The organism is Mesorhizobium sp. B1-1-7 (genome assembly GCF_006442705.1).
Lineage (GTDB): Bacteria > Pseudomonadota > Alphaproteobacteria > Rhizobiales > Rhizobiaceae > Mesorhizobium > Mesorhizobium opportunistum.
In genome coordinates, this window is the sequence record NZ_VFWQ01000004.1 from 150,322 (window position 1) to 162,697 (window position 12,376).

The following is a 12,376-nucleotide window of genomic DNA, read 5'->3' on the forward strand; positions in this document are numbered from 1 at the left end:
TTGTGCACTGCACCATTTAATGACACGTAACGGTTGACGCGTCGCAAAACAATGCCCGTCTATCGCTTCCGTTCCCATTTAGCGAACAAAAGATGACGACGATGCGAAATCTGACGTGATCACCTAACGGTTTGAGATAAAAGGTGAAATGTCAGCCTTGCGGCAAAATCATGGCAACGGCAGAGCAGTGCCACATTTTTAATCACAGCAGGCTTGAACAGCCTATTCAGGGGCCACCCGGCGGTTGCCGCCATGGATCTCGCGCAAGTAAACCGGGCGCGGCTTCGCGCGCCCCGCAGGACGCGCGATAGGTCGGATTAACCTTTTGATTTCACCCCGGTATCTTGACCACAACCTCGGTCTGGCTGCCGGCTTTGGGTTCGAAGGACGCGGACTTTGTCTTCGAACCATTGACTTCAAGCGAGATCGTCTTGGTTTTTTTGTCGCGAATGACATGAACCTTGATCTCGGCGCCAAGCATTTTGAGCGAGGCCTGGTAGCCATCCCAGTGGCTGGGCAGTTTCGGCCGTAATGTGATCTGCTTGCCGCGCCGTTCGATGCCGAGAATGCCTTCGACCGCCGCCCGGTAGAGCCAGCCGGCCGAGCCGGTGTACCAGGTCCAGCCGCCACGGCCTCCCTTGTCGTCTCCGGCATAGATATCGGCCGCGACCACATAGGGTTCGACACGGTAATGCTCGGCCGAGGCCTCGTCGAAGGCGTGGTTGACCGGGTTCAGCATCGAGAAGCAGCGATAGGCTTCATCGGTCAGCCCCATCTCGGCCAGCGCAATGACGAACCAGGTGGCGGCGTGGGTGTACTGGCCGCCATTCTCGCGCACGCCCGGCGGATAGCTCTTGATATAGCCGGGATCCTTCTGCGTCTTCGAGAAGGGCGGCGTGAACAGTTTCACGATTTTGAGCTTGTCGTCGACGAGCAGCTTGGTCGCTTGCTGCATCGCCGTCGTCGACCGCGCCGGGTCGCCCTCACCCGAAAGCACGCTCCAGGATTGTGCGATGGAGTCGATCTTGCACTCCTGCGACGTGCGGGAGCCCAGTGGCGTGCCGTCGTCGAAGCTGCCGCGCCGGTACCATTCGCCGTCCCACGCCGTGCTTTCAAGCGCCCGCTTCAGCGCCTCGGCATGCTTTGTCCAGGCCTGCGCACGCTTGGTGTCGCCCTCGGCCTTGGCGACGGGGGCGAAATCGCCCAACGTCTTCAGCAGGAACCAGCCCAGCCACACGCTCTCGCCCTTGCCGTGCTCGCCGACGCGGTTCATGCCGTCGTTCCAGTCGCCGCCGAGGATCAGCGGCAGGCCGCCAGGACTGCTGCGCTTGATGGCAAGGTCGAGCGCACGCGCGCAATGGTCGTAGAGCGACACGGTCTTCTTCGAGATTTCCGGGGTGAAGAAGGCATCGTGTTCGCCCTCGCCCAGCGCCTGCCCGTCGATGAAGGGCAGTTGCTCCTTCAGGATGCCGGCATCGCCGGTCACCGTCAGATAGCGCGCCGTGGCATGGGCCAGCCAGACCACGTCGTCGGAGATCATGGTGCGCACGCCGGCTCCGGTGCGCGGCAGCCACCAGTGCTGCACATCTCCCTCGGGGAACTGCCGCCGCGCGGCATTGAGGATCTGGTCGCGCGCCAGCGTCGGATCGTGCGCCAGCAGCGACAGCGTGTCCTGCAACTGGTCGCGGAAACCAAAGGCGCCGCTCGCCTGGTAGAAGGCCGAGCGGGCGCGGATGCGGCAGGCAAGGCTCTGATAGGGCAGCCAGTGATTGACCATGGCATCGAGGGCCTTGTCCGGCGTCTCGACCTGGATGGTGTCGAGGAAACCGCGCCACTCGCGCTCGTTGTCTGCCAGGCGCTGGTCGAAATCCTTGCCGCGGTGCCTTTCCACCAGCGCGCTCGCCTGCGCGGAGGACTCGGCGTCACCGAGCAGCCAGAGCAGCGTAACGTCGCCACCGGCCGGAATCTCGATGTCGCGGGCGATCGCCGCGCAAGGATCGTCTCCGGCCTCGACACGGCCCGATAAGGCCGCACCGCTCAGCACCGCCTGCGGCAGCTCGCTGGAGCCATGCCGGCCGAGGAATTCGGCGCGGTCCGCCGTCACCGAGTGGACGCCGGCATCGGCGGCGAGGAAAGCCACCCGCTCACTGAAATCGAGGCCGTATGGGTTTTGCGCCAGCAACGCGCCGGTCGCGCCGTCGCGCGACGGGACGATGGTTGCCGCGGTGCGGGACCGATGCCCGCCGAGCACCCATTCGGCATAGGCATAGACGCGCAGCCGCGACGGCACCGAGCCGGCGTTCTGGATGCGCAGGCGCGTGATCTTCACCGGATCGATGGGATCGACGACATGGGTCAGGTCCATCGACAGAGGCCCGCGCTTCGAGCGGAAGGTCGAGAAGCCCTGGCCATGCCAGGCCTCGTAGGTCATCGAGGGATCGCGCACCATGGCTGCGAGCGGCGAGAACGCCCGGCCGCTGGCCTGGTCGTAGATATAGATGCCCTCGCCCGGCCGGTTCGAGACCGGGTCGTTCGACCACGGCGTCAACTGGTAGTCGCGGCTGTTGCGGCTCCAGGTGAAGGCAGCACCCTCGGCCGAGGTGTGGAAGCCGAAAGAAGCATTTGAGACGACGTTGATCCATGGCTGCGGCGTGGTGCGCCGGCCGGCAAGGCGCACCACATAGTGCCGCCCGTCGCCGTCGAAGCCACCGAAACCGTTCCACTGGCTGAGGCCGGCGCCATCGGCGCTGACATCGGCCAGGGCCTGCGAGGCGAACGAATGCGTCGTCGGCGCCGTAATTTCGCGCGGAGCCGGCAGCCCGGCCGGCTGAAGGCCGTCGCGCGCCTGCAAGGCAGCCGCATCGGCCCGCTCGATCTGGTCGAAGATGGTGCCGTTGCGCGTATGCAGCACCACCCGGGCGACGGCGAGCAGCGTCCTGTAGGTGGTTTCTTCCATCAGGTCGCGGCGCACCGCGAAAATGTGCTGTCGGGGGCCGAGTTCCTTGCCGCGCAGACGGCTGTTTTCACACAGCGTCTCGACCGCACGCTGCAGGTCCTGGACGTAGGACGAGGCCTGCTCGTTGACGACGACGAAGTCGATCATCATGCCGCGGGTGCGCATATATTCCTGGAAGCGCAGCGCCTGGGCAACGATCTCCAGATCGGCGACATCGCCGATCCTGACCAGGAAGATCGGGAAGTCGCCGGAAATGCTGGTCGGCCACAGGCTCGACTGCTTGCCAAGGCCCGCAGCGATGGAATCGGCCGGCAGGCGCAGGAACGGATCGGGATAGATCAGATAGCGCGCCAGTTTCTGCACATTGGCGGCATCGGCCAGGCTGAGGCCCATATGACGGGTCTGCACCTGGCTGCGTGTCCAGGCAAGCATCGCCTGGCGGGCAAAGCTCTCCTGATGGTCGAGGCGGTTTATGGCCTCCTCCAGCTCGGTGCGGTTGGCCCCGACGACGGTCCAGAAAGTCAGCGATATCTTCTTGTTGGCGGGCACGCGCACCTGGCGGCGCAGAGAGGCGATGGGATCGAGCGTGAAGCCGGAGCCGCCGCCGAGCCTGGCGCCGGGATCGAAGGCGGCGGCATCGACGATGGTGCGGCCACGGCCGATGAAGGCGCGCCTGTCGGTCTCCGCCTCGGCGTCACGCGCCGGCCCGGACGGATCGGTGACGAAATGCACCAGGGTGATGTCGGGCTCGCTGGTTTCGCGCTTGCGGCGCGTGGCGAAGATCGCGCCGTTGTTGGCGGCGATTTCGGTCTCCACGAACATCTTCGAGAAGGCCGGATGCGCGTTGTCGGAAGCCTCCAAACCCAGCACCAGCTCGGCAAAGGACGTCACTTCGATGTGACGGTCGGTCGGCCCTTCGTTGAACAGGGTGACGCGCCGGCCTTCGCCATTGCCTTCGGAGACGACGATGCATTCCACTTCGGAGCGCAGCGTGCCAACCAACTTTACGAAGCTCGCCTTGTCGTCGGAGAACAGGGTCTGCGTCTTTTCCTCGGCCGCGCGCTTGGGCTCCGATGTCGCCGACCACCAGTCGCCCGTGGTGGCGTCACGCAGGAAAATGTAGGAACCAAGCCGGTCCTCGACCGGGTCGGGCTGCCAGCGCGTGACGGCAAGATCGCCCCAGCGGCTGTAGCCGGAACCGGTCGCGGTCACCATCACCGAATAGCGGCCGTTCGACATCACATTGGTCGAACGCAGCGCCCTCAAGGGATCAAGCACGATGCGGGTATCGGGGCTCTCGATCTCGGTCTCGTCCTTGGAGCGCTCGTCGGCCTCGGTGCGGACGGTCGCCGTCGGGATGTCGCGCGGCGCCCTCTCCTGCAGCAAGAGTTCGGCAGATTCAATGACCGGATCGCTGTGGAAGCGGTCGCGCAGGCGACCCTCGAAGATCGCGTCGGCCACCGCCGCGATCGACATGCCCGAATGGTGCGCATAGTAATTCAGCACGACCGCATGGTTGGTGCCTTCAGGCACGCGCTGCGGCGTGAAATCGACCGCATCGTAATAACCATGGGGACCAAGCGCGCCGATCTCGCGCAGACGCGCAAGATTCTGCACCGCTTCGCGCGGGTTGAACTGCGCCGCCAATATGGTGGCATAGGGCGCGATCACCGTGTTCTGGCCAAGGCCGCGCTTCAGCCCAAGCCCGGGCACGCCGAAATTGGTGTACTGGTAGGTCAGTTCCCGGTCGCGGGCATTGTAGGCCGCTTCCGAGATCCCCCACGGCACGTTCTTCTGGCGGCCGTACTGCATCTGGCGCTTGATGATCAGCTTGCTGGTCTGGTTGAGGATCGAGCCTTGCGGCTCCTTCATCACCAGCGGCGGCATCAGATATTCGAACATCGAGCCCGACCAGGACATCAGCGAGCCCTGGAAGCCGATCTCGACGATCGGGCGGCCGAGCCGGAACCAGTGCTCGGTCGGCAGGTCGCCCTTGGCGATGGCGAACAGGCTGGTCAGCCGCGCCTCGGAGGCGAGAAGGTCGTAGCAGCTTTCGTCGAGCTGATGTTCCTCGACCCGGTAGCCGATCGACAGAAGCTTGCGTTCCGGCCGCATCAGGAAGGCAAATTCCATCTCGAACGCGAAGCGGCGCGTGCGCTCGCGCAAGGTCAGGAGCTTGGCGCGCAACGCCTCGACGGCGTTTTCGTCGCTGTGGGCATCGTGGACATGCGCCTCGCAAGTCGCTTCCAGCCTGGCCGCCCAGTCGACGATGATGTCGCTCTGGGCCGATGCCGCCTCGGTGTGGATTGCGGTCGCCAGCTTGCGGATCTCGCCCGCCAGCACGGCCAGGTTGATGGTGCGGATCGAGGCCATTTCCGGCTGCGCCTTGATGGTATCGACCGCGCGCCGCATGCCGTCGAGGCGGTCGACGAGGCGCTGGCGCAGCGGCCGCAACTGGCGGCGGTCGTCGGGCAGCTCATCGAGGCTTTCGCTGAGGATGGTGACGGTGTCGAGAATGCCTTCGAAATCGCCCTGGAGGTGAACGGAAGGCGCTTCCGCCCATTCGGCACAGGCAGCCGCCACAGCGACAAGATGGCCAGCGAGGTTGCCGCTGTCGACAGCGGAAATATAGAGCGGATAGAGCGGCTTCAGCGTCGTGGTGTCATACCAGTTGAAGAGGTGGCCGCGCTCGCGCGGCATGCTCTCGATGGTCGCCATGGTGGCGTCGATGCGGGTGATGGCGTCGGACAGGCTGATCCAGCCGAAATCGCGCGCGGAGACGACCGACAAGAGGTAGACACCGACATTGGTCGGCGAGGTGCGCGGCGCCACGACCGGCGCCGGGCTTTCCTGGAAATTGTCGGGCGGCAGATGGTGATGCTCTGCCGTGACGAAGGTTTCGAAATAATGCCAGGTGCGCCGCGCCACGGTGCGCAGCGTATGGATATCGGCCTGCGATATGCGCAAGCGGTCCTCGGTTTCCGCTGAGCGGCTGATCCAGCTGGCGATCGCCGGCGAGCCGATCCAGAACAGCGCGAAGAAGAAGGCGACGAAGGCGCCGGTGGAATCGGCCAGCACTGGAATGGCGAGGCCGACGAAGCCGATGATCACGGCGCCGTACATCATGCCGTAGTAGGAGCCGATGTCGTTGTCGCCGGCCTTGTGGGCCTGCGAAGCGGTGCGCCATTCCAGAAGGTTCTGGCGGCTGACGAACAGCCGGTAGAGCGTGCGCACGATGGCATCGCCCATCATCCAGGCGTTGTGCGCCATCAGCACGATCTTCAGCGCCACCATGGCGGTGCCGAAGGCGACGTCGCGGGCGAGTGCCGAGAAATGGCCGCGCGGCGTCTGGTCGCCGCTCTTGGGCAGGATGGCGTTGACGACGTCGAAGGTCGGCGCCATGAACAGGCTGAGGATCAGCAAGGCCTGCCATTGCGCGGCCTGCGTGAAGGGCAGCAAGGTCCAGCCGGCGATCGCCGCCATCACCCAGAAGATGGGCGTCAGCGAACGGCGCAGATTGTCGATCATCTTCCAGCGCGACAAGGCCGGAACGCCGGAGCGCGGATCGAGGATGAAGCCCAGGAGCTGCCAGTCGCCGCGTGCCCAGCGATGGTGGCGCGAGGCGTCGACGGAGTAACGGGTCGGGTAGTCCTCGACCAGCTCGACATCGGTGACCAGCGCCGAACGCGCCAGCGCGCCCTCGAGCAGATCGTGGCTGAGGATGGTGTTTTCCTCGATGCGGCCCTTCAGCGCCGCCTCGAAGGCGTCGACGTGATAGAGGCCCTTGCCGGTGAAGGAGCCGTCGCCGAAGACATCCTGATAGAGGTCCGAGACGGCGAAGACATAGGGGTCGAGGCCGCGGTTGGCCGAGAACACACGCTGGAAGAACGAGGCTTCGTCGCCGCTGGTGAGCGAAGCGGTGATGCGCGGCTGCAGGATCGTGTAGCCGGCGGTGACGACGCGCCGCGTTGCGTCGAAATGCGGGCGGTTGAGCGGATGGCAGAGCTTGCCGACGAGGGTCGCCACCGCGTCGCGGGTGGTGCGGGTATCGGCGTCGAGCGTCATCACATGGACGACTTTCTCCGGCAGCGGCACCTCCAAGGGCAGGAAGGTGGTGTCGCTGTCGCCGCGCAGCAAAAGGTCAAGCTCATGCAGCTTGCCGCGCTTGCGCTCCCAGCCCATCCAGGCGCCTTGCGCCGCGTTGAAGAGCCGGCGGCGGTGCAGGAGGTAGAAGCGCGGTGCGCCCTCCGAGGGATAGCGGGCGTTGAGGCGGGCGATCTCGGCGTGGGCGAATTCGAGGATCTCGGTGTCGGCCGCATCGATTTCGATCTTGCTGTCGGGCCAGTCCGACAGCAGCGCGAAATGGATCTCGTCCGCGAGATTGGCGAGGTAGTGCACTTCGATGTTGCGGATGTTTTCCTCGACATCGTCACGCGAGCCGATCAGCGACGGCACCACCACCAGCGTGCGCGCCTCGGGCGGCACGCCATGCCTGTAGTCATAGCCGATAAGGCGTGTCGGCTTGAGGAACAGCGAGACCACGGTGTTGAAGAAGGCCAGCGCGCCCTCGCTCGCCGGTACGGCAAACAGAGCCAGCATCAGGACGATCGAGGTCACCGACAGGCCAAGGTTGGCCAAGGCGTTGCCGGTGACGACAAGCAGCAGGGCGGTAAGCGCAAACACCGGCAGCACGATGCCCACCCATCCGGTCTTGGCGAAGGTGCGCTTGACCGTCTGGCTGATCGTCTGCCGATAGCCGATCGCCTTCTCCAGCTCCAGCCGGCGCGGGCCGACGAGGAAGAAGCCGACATCGGTGTGCGCGGACGGAGCCGGCACTGAATCAGCAGCATCGCCAGCCGGTGCAAGTTCACTGGCGGCATGTTCGCTTGCGGCTTGGCCGGCCAGTTCGATGGCCTTTTCGGCGACGCGGTATTCCGACAGGTTCGAGCGGCGCGCCAATTCCTCGATCGCGGTGCGGTATTGATCGCGCGAGAAGAAGTCGAGAGCGGCGAAGTCGGTGCGCTCGCGCAGCACCGTATCGATACGGCTGACGCCCTCGAACCACACCGTCCAGTCGACGTCGTTGATGAGGCGCAGGCCGCGGATGATGTTGCCGGTCGTCACATTGCCGCTGGAGAGCGTGTGGTGCTCGGAGATGATGATCTCCTCGGCATCGGAACCGGTCTTCTCGAGCTCGCCTTCAAGCCATTCCAGGGCCTTGCCGGCATTCTGCGACCCATCGCGCAGGCGATAGAGAAGCTGGGTGGCAAAGGTGGTGTCCTGCGCATGCGCGCAGAAATTGGCCAGGATCGCCTGCCGGTCGGCGCTGTCGTCGGTCGCCAGTACCTTGTCGGCCACGTCGTTGGAGATCTGGCGCATCTGGCGGGTGCGATTGACCCTGACCGCCAGCCGGCGAAGATTCTCGATCAGCACGAAGCGCAGGAGCGACGGCAGGGCCCAGAGTTCGCCGATCTTCAGCGGCTCGACCGACTGAAAACCCTGGACGATCGCCTTGAACATGGTTGCCGAGACGGAACTGTCCGAATGCGCCACATAGGTCCAGGCCAGCGCCAGCGCGCGCGGCACGGTGCCGCCATCGGGCAGCTTCAACGTCGGCAACTGGCGATAGAAACGGCGCGGCAGATCGCGCTTGACCTGGAAAATGGTCTCCTCGACCAGATAGTTGTTGTCGAGCAGCCATTGCGCGGCCGGGGTGATCGTCTCTCCCTTGCCCTGTGCGGCATTGGTCGACCGGTAGACTTCCAGTATCTTCTTGGCGCTGTCGCGGATGCGGGCCTGGAAGTCGAATGGCGTCAGGCCGAACAGGTCGGTGAGATCGCCTTTTGCCAGGCTTTCGCCGAGCAGCCGGAGGCGTTCCTCCGGCAGAAAGGTCGATCTTATCGGCTCTTCCGTAATGGCCGGAAAGCTCGCGCTTGTCTTCTCGATGTGTGCTGGATTCGTCTGAATATTCATTGAAAATTCCGTAAGCGGCCACTCAGCGGCGTCACCGCTACGGCAATGGCCCTAAAACCGATTCAAATGCAATTGGTTGCATAATCCCACTTGCCGAAAGTTTGTTTCCGCACCGCGACAGGGCGTCATCTCTCGACAACATTCAAAGACGATCGCCCCTCTTCCCATCGGGATCGATCGACGGAAAGGATTCGGGCTTTTTCGTGATGCCGACAAGAGCTTACGCTATATTTCGCCGGCATCGCGATCATGTTTGGAAACAAGCGTTAATCGTTGCCGCGTATGCGGATCACGAACAGCGTCGTGTCATGGTTGGGCCGGACAAGCAGCGTGGGCTGGGCAGGCTGGCTGGCGGTGTCGCGTTCGACCAGCAACGTGTCGAGCGGACCAAGCCGAACCGGTTCGGCGGCGGCGATGACCACCTCCCCGTCCGGGCACAGGACGAGGGTCGTGCCGGGCTCCGTCCGGATTTCCACTGGGGCAGAAACGACCAGGCGTTCGACCGAGTGCGTCGTCCTGCCGCGGCGGGTCATGACATTGAGGTCGGTGATCGGCCCGCCAACCAGCGTGGCGGACGTCGGCACGTCGGCCGGAAAGGAAAACAGGGCGGTTGCCCTGTTGATCGATGCCGGCGCGCGGCCGGCAATATCGAGCACGATGCCCTCGCCTTCAAGTATGGCAAGCGTGCGATCGATCCCGGCAAACTTCGAGAATGGGCCGCTGCCTTCGACGCGCGCCATCGAGATGCGCCAATCGAAATCGTCGAGCCCGGCACCGTTGGGCCAGACGACGATCTCGGTCGTCGTGCCGCCGCCGTTCTTCCACGGCATGACGCGGTAGTCGGCGGCACGAAGGATGCGCATGTGTTCAGCCTGTCACCCCAGAATGCCGGGCAGGTTGAGCTGGTGTTCCCTGGCGCAATCGATGGCGATGTCGTAGCCGGCGTCGGCGTGGCGCATGACGCCGGTCGCCGGGTCATTCCACAGCACCCGCTCCAGCCGCCTTGCGGCGTCCGGCGTGCCGTCGGCGACGATGACCATGCCGGCATGCTGGGAAAACCCCATGCCGACGCCGCCGCCATGATGCAGCGATACCCAGGTGGCACCCGACGCGGTGTTGAGCAGCGCATTGAGCAGCGGCCAGTCGGAGACGGCATCCGAGCCGTCCTTCATGGATTCGGTTTCGCGGTTGGGCGAAGCGACCGAACCGGAATCGAGATGATCGCGGCCGATGACGACCGGCGCCTTGAGCTCACCCTTGGCCACCATCTCGTTGAAAGCGAGGCCGAGCCGGTGCCGGTCGCCGAGACCGACCCAGCAGATGCGCGCCGGCAACCCTTGAAAGGAAATGCGCTGGCGCGCCATGTCCAGCCAGTTGTGCAGATGGGTGTTGCCCGGCGTCAGTTCGCGCACCTTGACGTCGGTCTTGTAGATGTCCTCGGGATCGCCCGAAAGTGCGGCCCAGCGGAACGGACCGATGCCGCGGCAGAACAGTGGGCGGATATAGGCAGGCACGAAACCGGGGAAGGCAAAGGCGTTCTCGAAGCCTTCGTCCTTGGCCACCTGGCGGATGTTGTTGCCGTAGTCGAGCGTCGGCACGCCGGCGTTCCAGAACGCCACCATCGCCTCGACATGTTCGCGCATCGAGGCGCGGGCAGCCTTTTCGACCGCCTTCGGGTCGCTGACGCGCTTCTCGCGCCACTCGGCCATGGTCCAGCCCTTGGGCAGATAGCCGTTGATCGGGTCGTGGGCCGAAGTCTGGTCGGTGACCATGTCGGGGCGGATGCCACGCCTGAACATTTCGGGCACGATCTCGGCTGCGTTGCCGAGCAGGCCGACCGACTTCGCCTCGCCGGCCTTGGTCCAGCGCTCGATCATCGCCATCGCCTCGTCGAGCGTCTCGGCCTTCTCGTCGACATAGCGGGTGCGCAGGCGGAAATCGATCGAGTCCGGATTGCATTCGATCGCCAGGCAGCAGGCGCCGGCCATGACGGCGGCCAGCGGCTGGGCGCCACCCATGCCGCCGAGGCCGCCGGTCAGGATCCACTTGCCCTTGAGATTGCCGCCATAGTGCTGGCGGCCGGCCTCGACGAAGGTCTCGTAGGTGCCCTGCACGATGCCTTGCGTGCCGATGTAGATCCACGAGCCGGCCGTCATCTGGCCGTACATCATCAGGCCCTTCTTATCGAGCTCGTTGAATTTATCCCAATTCGCCCAGTGCGGCACCAGGTTGGAGTTGGCGATCAGGACGCGGGGCGCATCGGCGTGCGTGCGGAACACACCGACCGGCTTGCCGGACTGCACCAAGAGCGTCTCGTCCTCGCCAAGCGTCTTCAGCGAGGCGACGATGCTGTCGAAATCGTTCCAGGTGCGCGCCGCCCGGCCGATGCCGCCATAAACGACCAGTTCATTGGGGTTCTCGGCGACGTCGGGGTCGAGATTGTTCATCAGCATGCGCAGCGGGGCCTCGGTCGTCCAATACCGGGCATTGAGCTTGTCGCCGCGGGGGCTGCGCACTTCGCGAATGTTGTGACGAGGGTTGGTCATCATTGTCCCTTTCGGATGGCGGCGCGTCAGCGCCCGGCCCAGTCAATGGCGGTTTCGAGAATCTGCTTCAGCGTCACGCGGATCGGCGCCGCATAGGTAGCATCGTAAGGGACCGGCCAATTCTCCGGCGTGCCCTTCCCGTCGGGCTCGCGCATGTAGCCCCGGTTAGAGAGTTCCATCTGCAGCGCATGGACACCGTTCTGCGGCTGGCCGAAGTGGCGGGTGATCCAGCCACCCTTGAAGCGGCCGTTGACGACCCATGTCTCGCCGGTTTCGGCCAGGATTGCAGCGACCTTTTCCTGCAGCGCCGGATCGGTGCTCTTGCCGTCATTGGTCCCGAGATTGAAGACCGGCAACGTGCCTTCGAACAAACGCGGCAGCACCGAACGGATCGAATGACAATCGTAGAGGACGATCTTGTCGTGCATGCCGCGCAGCCGGTCGATCTCGGCCTGCAAGGCGGCATGGTAGGGTACGAAGAACTTCTGGCGCCGTTCGTCGATCTCCGACGGTCCCGGCTCTTCGCCCTCGCCGTAGAGCGGATCGCCATCGAAAGTCTCGGTCGGGCAAAGGCCTGTTGTCGCCTGGCCGGGATAGAGCGAAGCGCCGGACGGATCGCGGTTGACGTCGATGACGGTGCGCGAGATCGCGGTGTGGACGACGGTGGCGCCGAGGCTGCCGGCGAAATCATAGAGATTGTCGATCCACCAGTCGCAGTCGCGGCGTCCGAGCCAGCGCGACACCAGCCGGCTTTCGAGGCCGGCGAGGTCGATGCCGGTGTGCGGGATCGACACCAGCAGCGGCGCGGTGCCTTGTTTTACTGTCAGCCAAGGAGGTGTCATGCGAAACCTCCGCAGGTTGGAGCTCTATGGCGCCCCCCTCTGTCCTGCCGGACATCTCC

The 12,376-nt window shown here is 64.6% G+C and carries 4 protein-coding genes; all 4 read right to left on the minus strand.

Features of this window, described 5'->3' with window-relative positions; all coding sequences use genetic code 11:
• Positions 1-331: 331 nt before the first annotated feature.
• Positions 332-8,929, minus strand: coding sequence for a glucoamylase family protein (locus tag FJ978_RS07885; protein WP_140571505.1), 8,598 nt, complete (start codon positions 8,927-8,929; stop codon positions 332-334).
• A gap of 266 nt (positions 8,930-9,195) precedes the next feature.
• Positions 9,196-9,792 carry a HutD family protein gene (locus FJ978_RS07890; RefSeq protein ID WP_140571507.1) on the minus strand — a complete coding sequence of 199 codons (597 nt, stop codon included), beginning with the start codon at positions 9,790-9,792 and terminating at the stop codon, positions 9,196-9,198.
• 12 nt (positions 9,793-9,804) lie between these two features.
• The gene (gene hutU, locus FJ978_RS07895) at positions 9,805-11,475 is read right to left on the minus strand and encodes a urocanate hydratase (protein WP_140571871.1); all 1,671 of its coding nucleotides are present in this window, start codon (positions 11,473-11,475) and stop codon (positions 9,805-9,807) included.
• A 26-nt stretch (positions 11,476-11,501) separates the two neighbouring features.
• The gene (gene hutG, locus FJ978_RS07900) at positions 11,502-12,317 is read right to left on the minus strand and encodes an N-formylglutamate deformylase (RefSeq protein WP_140571509.1); all 816 of its coding nucleotides are present in this window, start codon (positions 12,315-12,317) and stop codon (positions 11,502-11,504) included.
• Between the last annotated feature and the right edge of the window lie 59 nt (positions 12,318-12,376).

Excerpts from the sequence above, each read along its gene's own strand:
- hutG (WP_140571509.1), bottom strand. The coding sequence starts at position 12,317 with ATGACACCTCCTTGGCTGACAGTAAAACAAGGCACCGCGCCGCTGCTG.
- hutU (WP_140571871.1), bottom strand. The coding sequence starts at position 11,475 with ATGACCAACCCTCGTCACAACATTCGCGAAGTGCGCAGCCCCCGCGGC.
- FJ978_RS07890 (WP_140571507.1), bottom strand. The coding sequence starts at position 9,792 with ATGCGCATCCTTCGTGCCGCCGACTACCGCGTCATGCCGTGGAAGAAC.
- FJ978_RS07885 (WP_140571505.1), bottom strand. The coding sequence starts at position 8,929 with ATGAATATTCAGACGAATCCAGCACACATCGAGAAGACAAGCGCGAGC.